A 20,388-nucleotide genomic window follows, 5' to 3' on the forward strand; every position below is an offset into this window, starting at 1 on the left:
AGTCGCCGCCGAACTCAACGGACGGCCTCGCAAGACCCTCGACTACCGCACGCCAGCCGAGGCATTTGAACAGCTACTGTCGGACCCGACACAACCACCCGTTGCAACGACCCCTTGAAACCGCCGGTCGTCAACCGGACGTCTTGCCGCGCCGTCCAGCAACAGGTTCACTTTCGCGTCGGAGCGCCCGGTATACGGTCGTGCGACTGACCCCGAGGACGTCACCGATCTGGGCGACGGTCATGTCCTGCTGCTCGTAGAGCCGTCGTGCAGTTCGCACCTGATCTGCCGAGAGCCGCGGGGGTCGACCGCCGGTCCGTCCGCGTGCTCGCGCGGCCGCGAGGCCGGCGTGGGTGCGCTCGCGGATCAGGTCCCGTTCGAACTCGGCTAACGCCGCGAAGACGTGGAACACGAGCCGGCCGCCAGGCGAGGTGGTGTCGATGGTCTCCTGCAGTGACCGGAAGCCGACGCCCCGCTCCCCCAACGCCTGTAGCTGATCAATGAGATGCCGGATCGAGCGGCCCAGACGATCGAGACGCCAGACAACCAGTGTGTCGCCCGGGCGAAGCTGGTCGAGCAGCTTCGTCAGCTCGGGACGGTGCTCGAGCGACCCGGACATCGTGTCAACCCACACCCGGTAGCAACCAGCCGCGTTCAACGCGTCGAGCTGCAGCGACGCATCTTGATCGGTCGTCGACACTCGCGCGTACCCGAGAAGCTCACCCATAGTCGAGAACGTAGCGGAACTCGTTGCATATGGCCGTTAACGACGCATAGATACCGGCATTGAGTATCGCTACACGACTCGCCGCTCGAGGAGCTCTCGTCGGCTCAGGTCCCCCGTGCGTGCCACAAACGGTCGTTTGCGGCACGCCGCGGCTGGGGCGAAGAATCGCCAGGCGACGCACGGACATCACGAACCAGCTTTGTGCGATGCTCAGATTCCGACGAAGGGGGCACATGCAGACCGACATGTCGTTCCTGATCGACTCCAACGTCGTGATCGCAGCTGAGCCTTACGACGGCCACCTCGAGGAGGCTCAGCCGGGCGTCAACAGTTTCCTTCGCCTCGCTGCACAGCACGGTCATCACGTCTTCGTACATCCGGCCACTCGCGAGGATCTCGAACAGACACGCGAATCCACGCAACGAGCGCAGAACCTCGCAGCCTACGAGAAGTACCCAGCGTTGGCCGAGCTCCCCGTTCCGCCCGAGGTATGGGAAGTCTTCCCGTCGGATCCTGGCCCGAACGACCAACGCGACGCGCGCATACTCGCCGCGCTTCACGCGGAAGCAGTGCACTTCCTCGTGACCAACGATGCCAGGCTCCGAAAACGAGCCGCCCGACTCGGCTTCGGACACCGAGTCCTGCGATCGGGTGAAGCAGCTGCCCAGCTCGCCGCTTGGCACCCCGAGGCTCCTACCCCACCTCCGATGGTTGAGCGCCTGCAGACCTACGAGCTCGATACCGCGGAGCCGATCTTCGACAGTCTGCGCTCGGACTACCACCCCAAGTTCGACTCCTGGATCACGAAGGTGAAGAAGGAAGCCACCAGCCGCCGAGCTTGGGTTATCCGTGGGGAAGGAGGACAGTACGAGGCACTCGCGATCGTGAAGATGCGAGACGAGCACCCATTGCACCGGGGCGCGCCGGCGATCAAGCTCGCCACTTTCAAGGTGGGCGACACCGCCGGAGGCAAGCGGTACGGCGAACTACTGTTGAAGGCCGTGCTCCGGTGGGCCGCAGAGGAGCCCGGTCGCCCTGGGGTCATGTTCGTGGAAGTTAACAGCCGCCAGGAACGACTCACTGAGTTCCTTGTGGACTTCGGGTTCCAGAACGTCACCGTGAAGGACGGCGATCCAGACGAGCAAGTCTGGCTTAAAGAGCTTGACCCTCCACCATCGTCGACGTTGTCCGGCTTGGACTTCCATATCCGATACGGCCCGCCCGCGGTTCAGCGCGGCAATCCGATCTTTGTGATCCCGATCACCCCGCAGTGGTACGAAGACCTGTTCCCCGACGCAACCGTAGTCGGCACCACGGGCGCCACGATGCTTGCCGACACCTTCACCACCCCGAAGGCGCATGGCAACGCGATTAGGAAGGCGTACCTCTGCCGTAGTCCCACGAAGGAGATCCCGGCAGGGTCGACGCTGCTGTTCTACCGCAGCCAGGGCGGAGTGCGCGGCGACGGCGCAATCGTGGCTGTCGGGGTCGCTGAGCGTTCCCATCGTTCCGAGGACCCGATGGAGACGATCGAGCTGTCGTTCAAGCGGACGGTCTACTCAGCGTCCGATGTCGCCGGGATGCATCAGGATGGCAAGGCAGTCCTGACGATTCTGTTTCGACACGACCGCTTCATCGAGCCCCCTTGGTCGTTGACAGAGTTGGTGGAACGTAAGGTCGTAACGTCCTGGCCGCAGTCGGTCGTGCGTGTACGGGATCCGGGAGGGATCGAATGGGTGCAAAACCAGCTGAGCGCGTAGCCCTGATGTCGATCCACGAGCGATGGGCTGAAGCGATCGTGGACGGCCGCAAGCAGGTCGAGTTCCGCAAGCGACGCCTGGCCGACGACATCCGCACAGTACTCATCTACGCGACCGCCCCGAGCAGTCAGGTGATCGGACAGTTCACCGTTAGTGACATGGTCACCGACACCCCGGCTCGCATCTGGGAGCAGTTCGGGCACCTCGGCGTGATCGAGGAAGAGGCGTTCTTCGCCTACTACGGCAACGCGCCGACGGCAGTCGCCATCGTGGTGGCCTCAGCTGAGCGTTTCGCTACTCCGCTCACGCTTGGTGAGTTCGAGCCCCGGCCAGCGGTGCCACAGTCCTTCGCGTACTTGCCTGCCGAAGCACGCGAGCTCGCAACCGCAGGCTGAGCGCTCGATCCACCTGCCTCGGACACTGACGAATCCCAGACGATTCCTCGGTTGAGCGGCGGCACCTTAGGCCAGGGATCGGTCAATGAGACATTCGGCGAGCCGCTGGCGGTCGTCGCCGCCAGCGTTCGCGGAGTGACCGGCTAATGAGACAGTCGTGCCGCGATGTCTTGTCCACGCCGCGGACCCGAGCGGCGAAGACCCGACCGCGTTGGCAGGATCGGGAGCATGCGCTCTCTCGCCATCACCCTGTTCATCATCGGCGCCCTGCCGTTCGCGAGCGGCATCGTTTACTACCTTGTCGACTACCGCCGAACAGGCAAGCTTTACCGGAAAAAGCTCCCGTGGTTCCCGATCATCATCAGCGGATGGGTGCTTGCCGCCACCGGGGTGCTCCTCGGGATCTTCGCCACGCCCGGGCAGGGGTTCGAGTGAGCATGGAGCTATTTGCCTCGCATGGCGCCGGCTGGAGCCAGGCCATCGACGTCACTTCCGTCGTCCTCGTGTGAAGGCGAGGACACCTCCTACCGCCACGAGCGCCAGGACAATGACGATCCAAACTGGAAACGGGATGCTCCCGCCAGGGTTCATCACCGCCAGATAGAGAGGGGTAGAGGTGAACACGAGGCTCCGATCGATCGCAACCCGCCGAGGATATCCCTCGTCCAGCCCGCTTCCTTCGGCTACTTCTCGCGCCCGCGCCACCGTCCGGTAGCCGATGGTTGACCGGGCGGGGAAGCCGAGCTCGCGCGTCGCCGCGACGCTAAGCCGTAGCCTCAGGCTCGAGCGAAGGGATCCCCTGATGACTAAGGACAACTCGAGAACGGAGCGGGAACTCGTCGTGGACGGGGAGTCTTTCCGCCTGACGATCGACGGCCCGTCGTACCAGCTGACGTGGTTGTCCGGACCGAACCGTAACTACGGGTTCGGCGGGACTCTGGCAGGTGGTGGCAGCGTTGCGGAGCGTTCAGCGGCGCTAGCGGCGCTGCTCACAGAGGAAGACGTCATCTCACAGATCCGCGGCTTCCTTCTTGAGGTAGATCCAGTCACGGGCTACCTGCGTGACTAGCTAGACCCGCCTCGTTAGCCGATCGGCAAGCGGACGGCGCAGCAACGCGTCCCGTATGGCCCGTCAGCGCTTGCGACGAAGGATCGAGACGACGGTCACACTGAGGGTCGCGACTGCAAAGACGTTGACCAACCAGGGCGGGATGGAGTTGACCCTCCGATGAGCCCACCAACTCCTCCGTGGATGAATCCTGCCGCTGCCAATCGCGAAGTACATCGAAGACGAGGTCCACGAAGGTAGAAAGGTCCAGACGGTCGACGCCGACCGGAAGGAGGTTCGGGAACTGATCCTCGTCTAGTCAAGCCAGCGAGAAGGCGCGCAGGGCAAGTTGCCCTGCGCGCCTTCTTTGTTCACTCGGAACTAGCTCCAGCACCAAAACGCTTTCGTGAACGTGATAGCGAAAAACGCGTGACAGGTACGCGATGGACGTCAGCGCGCGTTAGTCGCGGCAAGTATCACGCCGCAAATAACTAGTCCTGTTGCCGCTGTCAGGAGCAGCCCGATGGAGAAGTGGAGAGCGCCTGACCGCGCTGCGGCAGACCGTTTGTTGCGAACTACCACAATAGCCGTTATCGCAACGACTAGGGCAAATATAACTATGAGACCGTCGATAACATCCATGGTGACCTCTCAGCAGCTAATAATCTTCTTGCCTAGTACCGCGGAACCTACTGATAGCGCTGACCCGGCCGCGAGGCCTGCACCGAATGCGTCGACTGGCGGGGGCGCCACAACGGCGGCGACAGCGCCCACCCCTCCAACAAAGGAATAGATCGCTTCGATCCAGCCCAGCCCGCTACAGGCAGCGGCCTTCCCGATCTGACCCGTAGGGTCACTTCCGTTGATGGGGTCTCCTGCTGCGTACGCGTAGCGGTTGCCGTTGCTGGGGTCGAGGGGGCTGTCGAGGGTGTCCTGCTGCGTCCAGGAGCCGAGGTAGGGGTTGTACCAGCGGAGCCCGAACTTCACGAGCCCGGTGTGGGTGTCCTCGGTCCCGGCCTTGAAGCCGAAGGGGTTGGAGGGGAGTCCGTCGCCACCGCCGTCGTAGGCGATGGTGTCGGTGCCGTAGGGGTCGTAGCTCTTGTCGAACGCTGCCGGGTTGTCGACGAGGGTGCCCCAGATGTTGCCGGAGCCGTCGTATTGGTACTGGCCGAGCACTCCGGATGGGCTGGACAAAGCGATCGGTTGTCCGGTCTTGGCGTCGTTGACGATGTTGGCGCGATTGCCGTTACGGGTGACGCTGGTCAGTGTCGGGTTCCCGTTCTGGTCGGCTCGTCCATACTGGTACGTCCGGGTGTCCCCACCAGGGGTCGAGAGCGACAGCAGCGACTTCTGGTCGGCGCCGGCGTAGGTGTAGTTGGTGACGGTCGATCCGTTCTGCACCGCCTTCGTCATCTGCTCGGCGCCGTTGTAGGTGAACGTGGCGGTCGGGGCGGCGGTGAGGTTGCCGGCGCCGTCGTATGCGTACCCGGCGGTGGTGATCTGGTTCGCGGCGTTGTAGGTGAGCGTCTGGTTGGTGGTGACGTCGCCGTTGCCCTTGGTGAACTTGGCGCTGGTGCGGTTGCCGCGGATGTCGTAGCCGAAGTCCCACGTGCCAGGGGTTGCTGCTCCGGTACCCGTGGTGACGCTCTTCGTGATCCGGCCGCGGGTGTCGTAGGTGTAGGCGGTGCTCTGTCCGGAGACGTTGTCGGTTACCCACTGGATCTTGGAGCGGTCGTTCGTGGGTGTGGTGCCGCAGTTGGGTGAGGTGCTGCCGGCGTTGTAGCAGTAGTAGAGGTCGTAGTAGCGGCTCTGTCCGAGCCAGCCCTGGATCTCCTGGATGCGGCCGCTGGTGTCGTAGTCGGTGCGGGTGTGGCTGGCCCAGCTGCTGTTGTCGGTGTTCGAGTCGACGTAGGTGTCGGTGCGGCGGCCGTTGCCGTCGGTGATGAAGTTGGTTGTCTGGGACGGCTTGTCCGGTGCCGGCGTCGTGGTGGAGGTCAGCACGCCGGAGTCGTCGTACGCGGAGGTGACGGTGCCGTCCTGGTCCGTGTACGAGGTCTGGTTCCCGGCCTTGTCGTACCCGTAGGTGCTGGTACTGATTCCCGAGGGGTTCGCCGTGTTCCCGGTGGTGAGGAGGTTGCCGAGCTCGTCGTAGGTGTTCGTCACCGTCCCCGATCCCGACACCTGGGTCAGCAGATGCCCCGCAGCGTCGTACGTGTTGGTCACGGTCGGGGTGGAGTCCGAGAACGACGTCGTCAGGACGCGGTCGTCGCCGTCGTACGTGTACGAGGTGGTGCGGCCGGCACCGTCGGACGCGGACGAGATCCGGCCGAACGTGTCGTAGGAGTAGGCACGTGCCCCGAGCGCGGCCGAGCCGCTGGTCGGAGTGATCGTGACAGGGGTGACCCCGGTGAGTTGCTTGTTCGTGTAGGCGTAGGTGGTCTTGTTCGTGCCGTTACCCGGAGCGGTTGCGGTGGCAACCTGCCCCGCCGTGTATGTCAGCGTCGACGTCGCGGCGGTCGCGCCGGAGCCGCTGGAGCTGGTGAGCTGGTTGCCGACACCGTCATACGTCAGGCTCGACGCGTTGCCGGCATCGTCCGTGGTCGACGCTGGCGAGTAGGCCGTCGCCGCCGGGGATGCGTTGTAGCCGATGGACTGGGATGCTCCGCCGCTTGAAGCGACCTTCGTCAGCGACTGGCTGCTGTTCGCCCCGTACGTCGCGGTGGTGGTCGACGCGGAGGACCCGGACCCTGTGGTCGAGGTCGACGGCTGCAGGTTCGCGCCGTTGTACGTCTTCGACCGCACCCGCCCGGCGGCGTCAGTGGCGCCGGTCACCAGCTTCTTCGATGCGTCGATCGTGTATGTCGTGTGCGGCACCGAAGCAACTGAAGTGCCGGGGTCCGTGTTCGGGGACGCCACGAGCGTGGACGTCGTAGACGTGTAGCTCAGCCGGGTCGTGGACGCTCCTGCAGCTCCGGAGGTGCTGTTGGATTGCACCACTTGCGACACTTTGTGCGTGGTTCCGGAGTAGCTGACCGTTGTCGTCGCTCCGGTCGGACCGGTGACCTGGGTCAGGTCAGTGCCCGAGTAGGAGAACGTGGTCGTCTTGCCTGCCCCGTCGACGTAGGAGGTCAGGTTGCCGTTGGCGTCGCTGACCCACTTCACCGAGCGCGCTGCCGATCCGCTGCCCTGCGTCACCGTGTAGGTCCGCGTCGAGCTCGAGTACGCGGCAGTCGCTGTCCGTGCTGCCGTCGTGCCGGCGGTGCTGACGACCGACGTCGGCACGTCCGAGGTGTTGGTGATCGCGACCGTGTTGCTGTTGCGGTCCTTCACCGAGACCGGCATGCCGTCGACGTCAGAGGTGATGACCTGCCCGGTTGCCGGGTCGGACAGCGTGTAGGTCGGCGTTGACGTTCCGGAGGACTTCAGCACCCGGTTAAAGCCCGCTGGCGCGGTGAACGTGCCAGCGGTCGAGGCCGGCGTGAACGTCCACGTCGCACCGTCAGCGTCCGTGTAGACGACAGCTCCGGAAGCACCCGACGCGAACACACCTGCGCCAGCGATGCCGGTGGACCACCGGTTCGCGAGCGCGCCCGTCGTGGTGGCGCTTTGCCATCCCAGCGAGTTGTAAGTTCCCGTGATCGCGTTCGTGCCGGTCACACCGGGAAGCGACAGTCCCGCGGTGGTGACCTCGAGGTTGCCGGTGGCGACGTCGACCGCCACCCCGACCTGGTCGGAGACCGCGAACGGCAGCGTCGTGGCTGACGGACGCGACCCCGTCAGCCCAGTGGTCGTCGGGCCAGTCGGGATCGCTGCGTGCGCGACCTGTGTCACACCTCCCACGAGCGCGAGGCTGACCACCCCCACGATGGCCGTTCTAATGAAAAAAGACTGTCCAGACGCGCGACGGCGTGGTTGAGCAAGCAAGGGTTCCCCTGTGTTCGACGGAGTGCAGCAGTGATGGAGCCCGGCGCCGAGTCGGCCGCCGATTGAGATGCGTCAAACGCCCCACCACGAGCAACAACGCCATTGGTGCACTTGAGGGGTGGTCGAAAACTAGCGCCAGGGACGCGTCGCGGCAGACCCCCAAACGGGGGTGCCGACGTGTTCCGGCTAGCCCACATGTGCGCGGCTCTTTGACGCAGAGCTCGACGTCACCACCGACGACGTTGTCGAAGCAGTCGGTAGCACCCTCACCCGCGGCACCGACACCGACACCGACTGACCCCCCACGCAGAGCCCAGCGAAAACATCGACACGGACCGAAGCTGCGCACCCGCAGAAACAATCGTTTGTGACTACAGGTCGCGTCCTCCGCGTGCCACCGGCGCGGTGCCCGCACCGCGAGCAAGCCATCCGCGGCGACGGCACGTCCGACGTGATTCTGAGATGCCCGAACCGTCTCATCAGGCCATCGGTCACCGGAACCCGTCTACCTCACGTCGACCAAGCTCCTCGAGGTCGTCATCAAGGCGAGCGAGAGCCGGCACTGATGCGTCGAGGGGCCAAAGGTCGCGAAGCCACTGTGCAGATCGCAGGAGGTCGCCACCGTTGTGGTCTTGCAGCTCTATGTGAACGTGTAGCTGCTCGGCGGCTAGTTCGAACGCGCCAGTGTCAGGAATCACATCTGACGCGATCGATAGTTCGATCGAGCGGCCACCGAGCCCCAGGGCTGGGTGAAGCGCCGGAGGTGCGGTTGAACTCCGAGCGAGACGCTGGCGTGCGCGACGGTCTTGGTACCGCCGGAAGATCTGAGCCGCGAGCCAGGACATGTGCCCACTGTGCTCTGTCTCGACGGCGTCCGATAGCCGGTCGCGTAGCGGTACTGGTCGCGTAATCGGCCGACCCCGCATGGACACTGGGTAGCACAAGTTGTGACTTGTCACGCTGACCTGCTCACTTCTTGTCACGCTCTCTTGCCGGTCCAGCTCGGGCGGGCTGCTGTCGGAGGAGTCAAATATTTTGCGGACCATGAGATTCTTCGCCCTTGCCGCTGCCACGCAGGCGCCGGTCCCGCCCGATGCAACTTTGCTGCCGACGTGGATCGGAGCACTTGCCACCGCGGCGGGAGTTCTGGTTGCCATCGTCGCGATCCTCTTCACCTATAACCAGGTGCGACTCACGGCCGAGCAGCTTCGGCGCGCCTCCGCGCAAGCTGCGCAAGACAGCGAGGACCGGACGCGCCCGTACGTAGCGATGAACATTGTCCCTAGCATCGCGAGCCACGGTGCGCTGGACCTGGTCATCACCAACACGGGGGCGACTGCTGCTACCAATGTTCGGTTCGAACTGCTGAACTCCGAGTTCGGGCTGTCCGACGATGACACCCGCATTGGACCGCAGCTGCGTGACTTCTTCAGCACACCGTTCGAGCTTGCACCCGGTGCCAGGATGCGCCTTTTTTGGCACCTTCCCGAGAGCTCGGGCGACCGTAGTGACAAGCCGGGAGCGATGGGTGCTCCGGTAACCGGCGAGCTCCAGGCGACCTACAGCCGCGACGTAGATGGCCAGCCCGGAGCGCAGGAGTACGTCACAAAGCATCGTTACGACTTCACCTTGTGGCCCAAGATCACGCCTGAGGCATGGACTGGCTCAACCAATCAAGGAAACTCGGATGACCCTCTGACTCACCTAAAGAACATCAACTTTGGTCTTCGCGCCATCGCTCATCACCTCGGGGAAACCACTCGGTGAGGACGCTGATGGCATCGTTGCTCACGTGCGGCGCCGACGAATGAGTTCGCGCGCGGCTGCGAGTTCGCTATCGATCGCCGCGACGTCTTTGATTGGGGCGTCATATCGGCTCCCGTCCTGCACAGTGAGCGACAACCGGCTTCCACGCTGATCGCTCTCCGTGGACAGTGACACCACGTCCGCGTAGAAGAACTCGACCGTCTTCTCTGCCTGCGCTCGGTCTGTGATGCAGGTCTCGGTCGTGAAGATATGGACTTGCTGCTCACTGAAGTACGCCACGAACCCGCCAACCCAGTTCGTTCGGGTACGCCCGCCCTCCTCCTTGACCTGCACGATCGGACCAGCGGTGCTTCTGGTTCGGATGAAGCCGATGACCTCGAGTGGCGGTGCGGCATGCGGGAATACGCCGATGCGAGATGCAGCGGTATCCCGCACGTGCTGCGTCACGGCCGCGAGCGAAGCGTCAACGGATCGCGGATTGCTCGACCGCATCTTGAAGTGCACGACTCCTGCAATCACTGCGAGCCCGATGAAGACAAGCGCGGTTTGCCAGGATCCGCCGAGCGTGATGATGCCGAGGAGCCCAAGGCCGATGGCGAGGAAGAGCGCGCACCCTGGGCCTCGGAAGTAGCGCTTGTTCAGTTCGTACTCGATGCCCTCTTGCACGTCCACCCTCTCGATCTAGAAGGTCCAGCTTGGCGGCTCATCTCCCCGAAGTGATAGCCCCAGTCCGAGTGCGCTCGTCGAGTGCCACGCGTCGACCGTTCATCTCTGCTCGCATTTCCCGCAGCCGCAGCTCCCGCCAGATACCGCGCAACCCACTGCCGATCAGCAGCAACGCGAGCCCCACGCCGTACACCCACCACGACAGAGCGCCGCGCTCCCCAACGATGATCAACATGATCCACAGCGTTTCGGCTACTACGCCAGTGGACAGCAAGACCCAAGCCCAGCCGCGCAGCTTTCGCCTTGGTGCTGCAAGTGCTCCGAGGGCAAGCGGTAGCGCGAGCCGATCGAACACCGATTGGAGGGCATCGCGTTCGAGACTACCGATCGTCGCAGCCTGCAAGGCATTGCCATAGCGCTCAAGTTGCCGGAACTTACCGAGGTCCTGCAGTATTACCCAGGCAGCCGCAAAGCCGCTGACGCAGAGAGCAAGAGCGGCAATGAGATTTCCCATCTCCGTCACTTCCCGGCCGCGGCACGGAGGTAGGCCTACACGGTTTCGCGACTAACCCCAAACTCTTTCGCCAACACCGTCTTCGGCACGCCAGCAGCAGCCTGCTCACGAAGGTCCGCTACCTGAATCGGCGTCAGGGACCGAGTGCGGCCGCGGTACACGCCGCGCTGCTTCGCCAGCGCGATTCCTTCTCGTTGGCGTTCGCGGATGAGTTCGCGTTCGAACTCCGCGAACGCGCCCATCATGTTCAGTAGCAGGTTCGCCATCGCGCTGTCCTCCCCGGTGAAGGTCAACTGCTCCTTGACGAACTCGACGCGGACCTGCTTGTCCGTGAGTCGGCGCACGAGCCGGCGGAGATCTTCAAGGTTCCGGGCGAGCCGATCCATGGAGTGCACCAGCACCGTGTCCCCGTCGCGGACAAAACCGATCATCGCTTCGAGCTGCGGACGGTCGACGTCCTTCCCGGATGCCTTGTCCTCGAACACCCGGTCCAGCGCGATGCCGTCGAGCTGGCGCACCGTGCTCTGATCCAACGTGCTCACGCGCACGTACCCGACCCGCTGACCCGACACCAAATCCTCCGACCCTTATCTGTCAGGTTGGAGTCTAAGACCACCGGGCGGCTGTGTCAGAGAAGGCCGAACTGGACCCTATTCGGACGCGGGCTGAGCACCGAGCTTGACGTCCAGTTGGGGTGTACCTCAACTGCATGGTTCGTTCCGCAGGTTATGCAGTTGACGCGGAGACTTTCGTTCCATCCCCGAACTATCCTCGACACCCTAATAGGGGGCAGCGCTGAGCATTGTTCATAGGGCACTCTCAGATTCGAACGTGAGTTCTTAAATGAAGTTGGGGTCTATGAAGAACAAGATGTTTCTTACTGCTGCTGTTACGGCATTTCTCATCGGCGCCGGGGCGGTGGTCGTCGCTCACGCGGACGACGCCGATACGGACATCGTCGACGATCCTGGAAAGCAGACCGCGCTCGAATCAGCGCCCGAACCAACAGACGTTTCGACGGACGTTGCTAGTGATACCTCCCCCTTGGCGCCAGCTGCATCAAACCAGTCAAACCCCAATCAGCTCAACCTCTTGGATCAGCAGTATGCAATCACCGAGATGATGACAGGAAGCGTGGCTGCTGGGCGGCTCGACGTGAATTTGCTTGGAGCAAGTCAGGACGACCAGTTGGCAGGTGCTTTCAGTGACAGTGCGGTGGCGTCCCGCAAGAAGTTGATCGCTTACAACTACACGGCGACACAGGTGGACTCAATGCTGACTACCTACAACGACGGACTTCGCCAAGCTATCACCACTCCCGACGAGAACTGGCTATTCACTGATAATAAGTTCGTCGTGACGACCTGGCAGGGGATCCAGTGGAACTACAACACCGGGTCCGCTACCCTCATCGGCCACCAGAGCTACAAGAATCCAGACGGAACTTGGGTGGATGATGCGGATGCTCAATGGAGACTGTCCTTCAATCACGCGGCGAACGAAGGCCACTATCACCTTGTCGGCTACAGGGCCGTCCCAGTCGACGGAGTTCAGGGCTGATGCGTAAGATTGCTACTCGGGCACTCCAACTACTGACCGTAGTCCTCGCCCTATTTCTCGGCGTTGCTGTGGCAATGCCAGCATCCGCGGCAACAAACTACAATCGCTCCGCTGCTGTGGCGTACGCAAAACAGTACTCATGCAACGAGAAGGAAGCTTGCCGCAACTCGGCCTACAACAACATGGGTACGGCGGATTGCACAAACTTCGTCTCGCAGGCCCTCCGCGCAGGAGGAAAACAGAACAGTCAGACCGGTCCGGCAATCTGGTATTGGCTTACGAAGCCGAACTACTCGAACAGCTTCGTTCAGGTGCCGAAGCTCAAAGAATTCCTCGGGCAGAAAAGCCGCTCCGAAACCTGGAAGGTCGACATGGGTTCGGCCTACACGAACGCACGTGCAGGCGATCTCTACCTATACGACTGGGGACGGGGCGAGGGTTGGAGCCATCTTTCAATGGAAACAGGCTACGGGGCCTTCGCGGATTACAAAGACTCGAAAACCGGAAGAAACTATCGATCGATCACAAACGGCAAGGGCGACTTCATCGCTCAGCACTCCAAGGACCGCAATGGATCCCCATGGAACTGGGGCTACCAGAATGAGAAGGACGCCAAGATCAAGAAAAAGATGAAGACGGTCATCATTCACCTAAACGATAACTGGTGATCACTGAACGGCGGTGAGGATGCAAATCATCCTCACCGCCGTTCATCCATTATTCGTGGTGAACCATGTCGCATCGGTGTTGCTCCACCATGGAGACGTCTCGTGGGGCCCCCAATTGTTCCAGCCTAATAGCCAGGCCTGGGTGTGTACATCTACAAACGCGGACGTAAAGACCGAAAGCGCGATTAGCATGATAGTCGCTGATGTGGCGGAGACTCGGCCCCGGATGAAGCTTGTGGCGAGAGCGATGGTTGCAAGCGCTATCACTGAAGCAGGCAGTACGGGAACGGTGCCAGAAAGTCTAAAGACAATGTCGTTGCCCCTCTCCAGGGAGCCCTGAGCAAAAATAGCAGGAATGCATATCGCAGCAAGACCAACCGCTGAAATTTGAGCTACGCCTGCTCGTGTTGTTCGGTCTTGCATATTCACCATGGACATTGGCTCTCTTCGTCGTAATCTGCTGCCCGTAAGACAATCGCTATGGGCGACCTTCGGCTCAGTCGTCTGCAGCGCCGCAGGCGTCGCGCGGTCCGCACCGTAGGCACCGGTAGGCACCGGTAGGCACCGGTAGGCACCGGTAGGCACCGGTAGGCTGAACTTACCCGGTCGGCGGATCGGGGCGTGTCGCATACGTACGCGGAAGGCCAGCGTCATCGCTATCGCGATTGTCGTTGTGTGGGAGTGAATCGCTGCACTGTGGCTATCGAGACATCGCCGGACGTGATCAATGGAGCCGGAGGGGGCGAGCGGTAGCCCTCCCGTGCATCTGGGCTGAGCATCGTCGGCAGCGGGCAGGGCTCCGTGGGACGTGCCGCGCTCGTCTCGGAGCTGCCCGGCATCGTCTCGGCAATTGCGGACCGCACGGTGACCGTCGACGCTGAGGATGCACCCTTGCGTGAGGTTGAGGCCCGATGGGCCATCGTTGCTGCTACGACGGGTCGCATCGTGTTCACGACAGGCGTCCGGTAGAGGATCGATTTCCGAGACACCCACGGCGACGCCCGCGGCGCAAGCTGTGAGCCGCTTCGCTCCGTATCGTCCTTTTCGCCGCGCCACGTCTCGTGGTGACGTCGCATGCGACGCTCACCTACCGGTGCGGGTACGACCTCTCCGCGATGCCCCTTCGTGGGCGTGGATAGCCTCGGCAACGCCGGCGCTGAGCAGGTCGGTCCGCGCGCCGGGGTCGCTGCCGGTGAGAGCGCCGAGTTGGAGGGTCCCGATCGGGGTGGTGCTGTCGAGGATGGCGACGAGCTGCTCGAGGGGAAGGGTGCTGCGGGTGCGTTGGTGATGGAAGCGTCGGGCGATCACGTGGCGGAGCCCGTCCCGCAGTCCGGTTCGTAACACGGGGACCCAATGTGGGGGTGGGAAGTGGATGAGTCACTCCGCCGGTCTATGCAGTGCTCTAAGTTTTCTGTAAATGGGCGGCAAGCGCCTCGTTGAGTGCTGAAGGAGCGCGTTGGTGAGAAGGATCGTGTTGGGGGCCGCAGGCCTAATGACGGCGTTGGCAATGGTGGTCGGGGGTGCGTCGGTGGCGGAAGCCGCGACGATCAGCAACCCGGGGCCAGCGACAGGGGCGTTGCAGCCGTTTGGTCCGGGTGGAACGCAGATCTACGGGCAGACGATTACGGCGCCGGCGGATGCGAACGCGTTGACCGCGTTCTCGTTCCAGATCACAGCGTCGGCATCGATGGTGGTCCGCGGCGAGGTGTACGCATGGGACGGCACGAAAGCGACAGGGTCCGCACTGTTCGAAAGCGCCCCGGTAACAATCGCGGGTGACTCGGCCACGCACACGGTGTCGTTCCCTGGCGCCGACGCAGCACTGACGCGCGGCAACCAGTACGTGCTGTTCGCGACCGTCCTGAAGGATACGCAGCCTAACGCGGGCGCGACATCGCAGTGGCCGTCCACAGGCGACACGGTCGCCGGCGGCAGCCTGGTGTTTTTGAACACGACGTCGTTCGACGGTGCGACCTCGAACACCTGGTCCGTCCGGACGACGCAAGACGCCATGTTCACTGCCGAGTACACCGAGCTCGCCCCGACGCTCTCAGCGGTCACGCCGACGAGCGGGGACGTGGCCGGCGGCTCGACCGTGGCTATCTCCGGGCAGTACCTGTCCGGAGTCACCGCCGTCACCATCGGCGGGGCTGCTGCAGCCGATGTGCAGGTGGTCTCGGACACGGAGATCACCGCGACCGTCCCAGCAGGCCAGGCCGGTGCTGCGGATATCGCAGTGACCACCCCCGGCGGAACAGCAACACTCACCGGCGCCTACACCTATGTTGCGCACGTGCCGTCTGCACCGCAGCAGCTTCAAGTAGTTGCCAACGACGGGCAGGCCGATCTGTCCTGGGCGGCACCCGCTGACGACGGCGGTGCCCCGGTGTCGTCGTACGTGGTGCAGCAGCGCGCCGCCGGCGAAGAGGCCTGGACCACCGCAGCAACGGTGCCCGGGACAACGGCGACGGTCACCGGCCTGTCCAACGGGTCGCAGTACGCGTTCCGAGTCGCAGCAGTCAACGACGCTGGAACCGGCGCCTTCACGGACGCTGTCACCGCAACACCCGCCGGCGTCCCCGCCGCACCCACAGACGTGACCGCAGTTGCCACTGACCGAACCGTTGCACTGCAGTGGGCCGCTCCCGCTGAGACCGGCGGATCCGCGATCACGTCCTACACGGTGCAGCAGTCCACCGGTACCGACTGGAACACCGTCGCAACCACGACCGACACATCCACAACACTCACGGACCTGACAAACGGGACGGCCTACTCGTTCCGCGTCATCGCAGCGAACGCCGTTGGCGCGAGCGCTGCGTCGACGGCAACGACGGCAACGCCGTACCTGTTCGCGCCGACACTCACCGTCAACGACCAGCCCCTCACGGAAGATGCGACCGTGAAGGTCGGCGACGCGATCGCCGCGGCGCAGGGCCAGCTGCCGGCCAGTGCCACGGTGACCGTGACACTGCACTCCACTCCAGTCGTCCTCGCGTCCGCAGAGGTCGAAGCGGACGGCTCAGTAACCGCCCAGGGCAACATCCCGACCGGCGTCGCCGCCGGGGCGCACGAGCTCGTGGCCACGCTGACCCTGGCCGATGGAACCACGGGCGGCGAAGTCATCGTGCCTGTCACACTCGCCGCCTCTGCCACCGCACCGACCGCCACCCCGACTCCGACTCCGACTCCGACTCCGACCGACAATGGGACTGGAACTGGAACGAGTGCCGCCACGCCTCCAACTGTGAAGGCACTCGCCTTCACCGGTAGCGAGGGCCTAACTAGCGCCGGAGCAATTGCGGCCCTGTTGCTCATGCTCGGCAGCATCGTTGCACTGGTCGGACGACGTCGACGCCGCAACAACGGCTAGACACCCCCACACCAGACAGGTCGACTCCTGACCGACATCGACCGACAACAGTGGCCCGCACGCATTCGCGTGCGGGCCACTTCTACGCCTCAGATGTTCCCTCGTGAGATGGCGCAGTGGAGCGGTCCGCGGACAGCGTTTTGCCCAAGCCGTTCGGCGGTCGTAGCGTCGGCAGCTTGACGGCTGCAGCGAACGTCTTCAGGAGCGCGGGAGCCGACCAGAGCGCAACGCCGGTCATCGAGCGGAGTAGCCGGTATCGGACGTTGCCTCGCCTCCAGCGAGACCCTTCGGACATGCGCTATCGGCTGATGAACGAGGACAGCGTCGACTAGCTGTTATGGCACGACGACGTCCCCTGCGCCGCTGGTGTGCCGTCGTTCTCGTCACGAATCGAGGACGAGGTCCTTAAGTGGGCCCCCGACTCACCGCTAGCTTGGCGCCCCGCACGCGCCGACGCCCTCCGGGATTCTTTAGGCGAGTGAGCATCCTTGACGACATCATCAACGGTGCGACCGACGATGGACGGTCGACCGCGAGGTAGCGAAAAATCCTATCGCAAGGAGGATCACTCCCAAACGGATCACCCGGCTATTTTCTTGTCAATTGCTCTTCCCATTTTGAACTTGCCGCCGGCGCTTCGTCACGCTTTGCATGACGAGGCCCGCCAGGATCAATGCACAGGCGCTGCCAATGCCGACCACGAGGGATGACGTATCGACGCCGGTGTAGGCGAGCGTACCTGTAGGTGTTGCATTGGGAAGAGAGGAAACCGGAACCGTCGCCGCAGCGGCAGCGGTCGTCAGAACGAACTCGTGCTCGTCACTACCGGCACTATTCGTCGCGGTAATGGTGAACGTCGACCGCCCAGCCGTTGTCGGCGTACCCGATATCACACCAGATACAGCGTCCAGGCTCAGCCCTGCCGGGAGAGTGCCGCTGGTGACGGTATAGCGAATCGGACCGGTTCCAGTAGCTGCAACCACAGCGCGATACGTTGACCCGACCGTGGCATCCGGAACCGAAGTAGTAGTAATCGCCGGACCCGTCGCCGCGGGTGGTTCGTTGGCGAGATCGAAGCCGACGCCAACGTCGTTATAGCCTGCTTCGGGCGTGCCGCTGCTGCTGGCTGTTAGCGATGAGATACCCTCCGGGAAGCTGAGGATGATTGATCCGGAGCATGCGCCGTTCGTACTTTCACAATCAACGACGTTGCCGCTATAGGTACCCTCCGGTTGCGAAGGCACGTTGTACCCTTCTGCACTGGCCCTATTTCCACCGGCGGCGACCAGTGCGAGATTCACGGGGCCGCGGTCGGTGCTGAATAGCTCGGTATCACCACTATTGACGTTGACGTAGTACGCGACGAGCGACCGCACGGGGCGGCTGAAGGTCCAGGTCACTGACGAGTCCGCCGGGCCAGCGGTGTAAAAGTACGCGTCGCCCTCACCCGAGTAGGCCCCGGCTCCTGGACCGAATGTCGATGTCACCACCGTGCCGTCTGACAGCGTCTGTGTGGGCGACTGAGTGACGACTTCTTGGCCAGCCGGTGCTGCAACAGCGGTGCTGGTTCCGAGCGCTGCGATCCCAGCGGTCAATCCGAGAACGAGGCCACCAGCGAGCAAACGGCTACGGGATGATTTCACGGGTTACCCAATCTGTCCGGTTGCCTCAACCTATCAGTGTTCTCGTATGGACAACACTAGGCGCGCAAGCCCACCCTCGAGTGGATATCTCAAGGGAGCGAAGACTCGTTCAGTCGCCGTCGCCAGTCGGTGGAGCTCACGGGAGCCAGCATGATGGAGGGCATCGCAGGGACGGACCGTCTGCGAGTGATCACGAACCGGAAGGCGCAGTACACGGTGGAACCGCTCGACGACATCGATCGGAAGATCCTTGCCCTCCTGCAGACCGATGGCAGACTCAGCGGCGCGGAGATGGGTTGTCGCAGCCCGCGGCCAGTGCTCGGATCCTCCGCCTCGAGCGGCAGGGCGTCATCACGGGGTACCGTGCCATCGTCGTGCCGGCCGCCGTCGGCCTCAACATCCACGCAGTCGTCCGCCTCCGTACGACTCACGCGCACCTCGGCGCAGCACTTCAACTCGCAGCGCGAACCGACGAGGTCACCTCCACCCGTCGCGTGACCGGCGAGGACTGCCTCGTTCTCGACGTCCACTGCAGCGACGCCGGGCGGCTCGAACAGGTGGTCGACTCACTCGCCCGATTCGGACCCGTCAGCACCGCGCTCGTGCTGCGCGACTACCCCGACAAGCCCCTCACACCGCACCTGGACCCGGAAATCTGACGCGTCCGGAAGGGGATCGGCTAACGAACGGTTCTCGGGGTGAAGGACTTCGCCTCAGGCGCTGGGGGCGGCGGTATTCGGTTGTGATTGCGAGATCGTCACGCCCGCCGCCCAGGTGCGCGCCAAGCGGATCACGAGGTGTTGGTGCTCCGGCGTAGCATGCGCCAGGCTTCCCGAGATTGAGAGTGACGCTACTCCGTGGGCGAGCGTCCATAGTTCCGCGGCGCGGGCTGTGATTTCCGGGCTGGGCACGTGCGGCGCCAACGCCTCTTCGAGCATCGCTTGAACTCGGGTCGCCTCATCGAGGAGCGCGTCGTGCTCACGCTTGTCGATGCCGCTGGCGAACATCGCTTGAAAACGCGCGTGGTCCGCGTCCGCGAACTTGACGTACTCTCCCGCGATCTGACCGGCCAGCTCGCTGAGGCTGTCAGCGGGCGGCAACTGAGCGAACGTGTCGTTGAGTTCCGTGAACGCGGCTGTGGCGACCGCTGCCAGCATCTCGTCGCGGTCCGCGAAGTGTCGGTATGGGGCGCTGATGGAGACGCCAGCACGGCGCGCCGCCTCGGCAACGGAGAAGCCACGTGTTCCGCGCTCACGGATCAGTTCCTTCGCGGCGACAAGCAGAGCGTTGCGGAGGTCACCGTGGTGGTACCGATCACGTGCACTCATGCTCCGATGTTAGTCCGTCTCACAATATGGCTTACGCTGTCCATGTTAGAGGCAATCACTTCCGCAGGAGGCAGCATGGATTTCACGGGCACCACCGCCATCGTTACCGGTGCGACGTCAGGGATCGGGGCTGAGTTCGCACGCCAGCTCAGTCTCCGCGGTGCTGGCGTCGTCCTCGTCGGAAGGAGGGTGGGGCTGCTTGAGGACCTCGCGCTTGAGCTGGAACAGGAGACGGGCGGGTCCTCGCTCGTCGTCCCGCTCGATTTGGCGCAGCCGGGCGCGGCCGCGCGGCTGCGCGTCGCGGTGGAGGAGGCGGGGTGGAAGATCGACACGTTGATCAACTGCGCCGGCGCGGGGCTGACGAAAGCTTTCGCCGAGACGACACAGGCGGAGATCGACATGCAGGTGGATCTCGACATCGGCGCCGTTCTCGCTGTGACAAGGTTGTTCCTACCGGACGTCTTGGCGTCTGGTCGTGGCGCGATAGTGAACGTCGGAAGCCTGACCGGGTATATGGCCGTCCCGATGATGGCTGTCTACGCTGCGGCGAAGTCCTTCGTCATCCGGTTCACCGAAGCTCTCGCGTACGAGGTGCGAGACTCGCCGGTGCGAGTCATGGTCGTGTCGCCTGGCCCCACCGCGACGGAGTTCTTCGCAACATCGGGCACCAGCACCGACGGAGCGCATTTTCAAACGCCGCAACAGGTCGTAGCTGAGGCCATCGCAGCTCTCGACAAGCGCCGTTCCCCCGCCAGTCTGGTCTCAGGAGCAGCGAACCGTCGCATTCGACGGCTCGTAAGCGTCCTGCCGTCACGGCTCCGGTTGATTCTCGCGACCTCAACAGCGACATAGGGGCCGACCGCGTAGCGCTTGGAGTCCGGTGGGTGATCCTTGGGTTCAGCTGGTCGTTGCAACACCACCGTGAATCGGAGTGTTGCAGATGGGATCGAGGCTGGAGCACCGTGCCCGGGAGGCGCGGTTCTGGGAGCTACTCGGACGGGGCATGAGCAGGCCT

General features: G+C 63.5%; 17 protein-coding genes and 2 pseudogenes. 12 read left to right on the forward strand and 7 right to left on the reverse strand.

The window, feature by feature from the left end:
• A pseudogene (locus H7A69_RS17535) lies at positions 1–118 on the forward strand (IS30 family transposase); the annotation flags it as partial.
• A gap of 12 nt (positions 119–130) precedes the next feature.
• Here H7A69_RS17535 and H7A69_RS14255 read toward each other — a convergent pair.
• On the reverse strand, positions 131–727 hold the full coding sequence (locus tag H7A69_RS14255; RefSeq protein ID WP_182047586.1) for a recombinase family protein: 597 nt from the start codon (positions 725–727) through the stop codon (positions 131–133).
• A gap of 233 nt (positions 728–960) precedes the next feature.
• On the opposite strand from H7A69_RS14255, the gene H7A69_RS14260 reads away from it, so the two are divergent.
• From H7A69_RS14260 to H7A69_RS14275, 4 genes are all read left to right on the forward strand, one after another.
• Entirely contained in the window at positions 961–2,487 is a 1,527-nt protein-coding gene (locus tag H7A69_RS14260; protein ID WP_182047587.1) for a GNAT family N-acetyltransferase, read from the forward strand.
• Positions 2,488–2,492: 5 nt separating this feature from the next.
• The gene (locus H7A69_RS14265) at positions 2,493–2,882 is read left to right on the forward strand and encodes an ASCH domain-containing protein (protein WP_220456268.1); all 390 of its coding nucleotides are present in this window, start codon (positions 2,493–2,495) and stop codon (positions 2,880–2,882) included.
• Positions 2,883–3,110: 228 nt separating this feature from the next.
• On the forward strand, positions 3,111–3,317 hold the full coding sequence (locus H7A69_RS14270) for a hypothetical protein (protein WP_182047589.1): 207 nt from the start codon (positions 3,111–3,113) through the stop codon (positions 3,315–3,317).
• A gap of 367 nt (positions 3,318–3,684) precedes the next feature.
• Positions 3,685–3,951, forward strand: coding sequence for a hypothetical protein (locus H7A69_RS14275; RefSeq protein WP_259346243.1), 267 nt, complete (start codon positions 3,685–3,687; stop codon positions 3,949–3,951).
• A 630-nt stretch (positions 3,952–4,581) separates the two neighbouring features.
• Here H7A69_RS14275 and H7A69_RS14280 read toward each other — a convergent pair.
• Positions 4,582–7,794, reverse strand: a complete 3,213-nt coding sequence (locus H7A69_RS14280; RefSeq protein ID WP_182047590.1) for an RHS repeat domain-containing protein — start codon at positions 7,792–7,794, stop codon at positions 4,582–4,584.
• Between the two features lie 1,104 nt (positions 7,795–8,898).
• On the opposite strand from H7A69_RS14280, the gene H7A69_RS14285 reads away from it, so the two are divergent.
• Positions 8,899–9,621, forward strand: coding sequence for a hypothetical protein (locus H7A69_RS14285; RefSeq protein WP_182047591.1), 723 nt, complete (start codon positions 8,899–8,901; stop codon positions 9,619–9,621).
• Positions 9,622–9,642: 21 nt separating this feature from the next.
• On the opposite strand, the gene H7A69_RS14290 is transcribed toward H7A69_RS14285, so the two are convergent.
• Genes H7A69_RS14290 through H7A69_RS14300 form a run of 3 tightly spaced genes read right to left on the reverse strand, consistent with a single transcriptional unit; the run spans position 9,643 to position 11,373 of the window.
• Positions 9,643–10,287: a hypothetical protein gene (locus H7A69_RS14290; protein ID WP_182047592.1), complete on the reverse strand. Its 645-nt coding sequence runs from the start codon at positions 10,285–10,287 to the stop codon at positions 9,643–9,645.
• Between the two features lie 37 nt (positions 10,288–10,324).
• Positions 10,325–10,810: a hypothetical protein gene (locus H7A69_RS14295; RefSeq protein WP_182047593.1), complete on the reverse strand. Its 486-nt coding sequence runs from the start codon at positions 10,808–10,810 to the stop codon at positions 10,325–10,327.
• A gap of 26 nt (positions 10,811–10,836) precedes the next feature.
• On the reverse strand, positions 10,837–11,373 hold the full coding sequence (locus tag H7A69_RS14300; protein WP_182047594.1) for a recombinase family protein: 537 nt from the start codon (positions 11,371–11,373) through the stop codon (positions 10,837–10,839).
• A gap of 286 nt (positions 11,374–11,659) precedes the next feature.
• Here H7A69_RS14300 and H7A69_RS14305 point away from each other — a divergent pair, with 286 nt between their 5' ends.
• From H7A69_RS14305 to H7A69_RS14315, 3 genes are all read left to right on the forward strand, one after another.
• Positions 11,660–12,361 (forward strand): hypothetical protein, encoded by a 702-nt coding sequence (locus H7A69_RS14305; protein WP_182047595.1) that lies wholly within the window; start codon positions 11,660–11,662, stop codon positions 12,359–12,361.
• Positions 12,361–13,029, forward strand: coding sequence for an amidase domain-containing protein (locus H7A69_RS14310; RefSeq protein ID WP_182047596.1), 669 nt, complete (start codon positions 12,361–12,363; stop codon positions 13,027–13,029). Before H7A69_RS14305 ends, H7A69_RS14310 begins: the two co-directional genes overlap by 1 nt.
• 1,459 nt (positions 13,030–14,488) lie before the next feature.
• Positions 14,489–16,402 (forward strand): fibronectin type III domain-containing protein, encoded by a 1,914-nt coding sequence (locus H7A69_RS14315; protein WP_182047597.1) that lies wholly within the window; start codon positions 14,489–14,491, stop codon positions 16,400–16,402.
• Positions 16,403–17,001: 599 nt separating this feature from the next.
• Here H7A69_RS14315 and H7A69_RS14320 read toward each other — a convergent pair.
• A complete protein-coding gene (locus H7A69_RS14320) occupies positions 17,002–17,802 on the reverse strand; it encodes an Ig domain-containing protein (protein ID WP_182047598.1) in 801 nt (266 codons plus the stop codon).
• Between the two features lie 396 nt (positions 17,803–18,198).
• Between H7A69_RS14320 and H7A69_RS17675 the strand changes: the two are divergent.
• Positions 18,199–18,309, forward strand: a pseudogene (locus H7A69_RS17675) (hypothetical protein); the annotation flags it as partial.
• A 110-nt stretch (positions 18,310–18,419) separates the two neighbouring features.
• Positions 18,420–18,704, forward strand: a complete 285-nt coding sequence (locus H7A69_RS17540) for an Lrp/AsnC family transcriptional regulator (protein ID WP_259346244.1) — start codon at positions 18,420–18,422, stop codon at positions 18,702–18,704.
• Between the two features lie 54 nt (positions 18,705–18,758).
• Here H7A69_RS17540 and H7A69_RS14330 read toward each other — a convergent pair whose 3' ends face one another.
• Positions 18,759–19,373 (reverse strand): TetR/AcrR family transcriptional regulator, encoded by a 615-nt coding sequence (locus tag H7A69_RS14330; protein WP_182047599.1) that lies wholly within the window; start codon positions 19,371–19,373, stop codon positions 18,759–18,761.
• 75 nt (positions 19,374–19,448) lie between these two features.
• Between H7A69_RS14330 and H7A69_RS14335 the strand changes: the two genes are divergently transcribed.
• Complete coding sequence (locus H7A69_RS14335) at positions 19,449–20,225, forward strand: SDR family NAD(P)-dependent oxidoreductase (RefSeq protein ID WP_182047600.1); 777 nt, start codon at positions 19,449–19,451, stop codon at positions 20,223–20,225.
• Positions 20,226–20,388 lie beyond the last annotated feature (163 nt).

It is taken from the genome of Curtobacterium sp. ME26 (assembly GCF_903970945.1).
GTDB classification, from domain to species: domain Bacteria; phylum Actinomycetota; class Actinomycetes; order Actinomycetales; family Microbacteriaceae; genus Curtobacterium; species Curtobacterium citri.

What these genes read in the sequence shown, in the direction of transcription:
- H7A69_RS14255 (WP_182047586.1), bottom strand. Translation starts at nt 727, where the DNA reads ATGGGTGAGCTTCTCGGGTACGCGCGAGTGTCGACGACCGATCAAGAT.
- H7A69_RS14260 (WP_182047587.1), top strand. Translation starts at nt 961, where the DNA reads ATGCAGACCGACATGTCGTTCCTGATCGACTCCAACGTCGTGATCGCA.
- H7A69_RS14265 (WP_220456268.1), top strand. Translation starts at nt 2,493, where the DNA reads ATGTCGATCCACGAGCGATGGGCTGAAGCGATCGTGGACGGCCGCAAG.
- H7A69_RS14270 (WP_182047589.1), top strand. Translation starts at nt 3,111, where the DNA reads ATGCGCTCTCTCGCCATCACCCTGTTCATCATCGGCGCCCTGCCGTTC.
- H7A69_RS14275 (WP_259346243.1), top strand. Translation starts at nt 3,685, where the DNA reads ATGACTAAGGACAACTCGAGAACGGAGCGGGAACTCGTCGTGGACGGG.
- H7A69_RS14285 (WP_182047591.1), top strand. Translation starts at nt 8,899, where the DNA reads ATGAGATTCTTCGCCCTTGCCGCTGCCACGCAGGCGCCGGTCCCGCCC.
- H7A69_RS14305 (WP_182047595.1), top strand. Translation starts at nt 11,660, where the DNA reads ATGAAGAACAAGATGTTTCTTACTGCTGCTGTTACGGCATTTCTCATC.
- H7A69_RS14310 (WP_182047596.1), top strand. Translation starts at nt 12,361, where the DNA reads ATGCGTAAGATTGCTACTCGGGCACTCCAACTACTGACCGTAGTCCTC.
- H7A69_RS14330 (WP_182047599.1), bottom strand. Translation starts at nt 19,373, where the DNA reads ATGAGTGCACGTGATCGGTACCACCACGGTGACCTCCGCAACGCTCTG.
- H7A69_RS14335 (WP_182047600.1), top strand. Translation starts at nt 19,449, where the DNA reads ATGGATTTCACGGGCACCACCGCCATCGTTACCGGTGCGACGTCAGGG.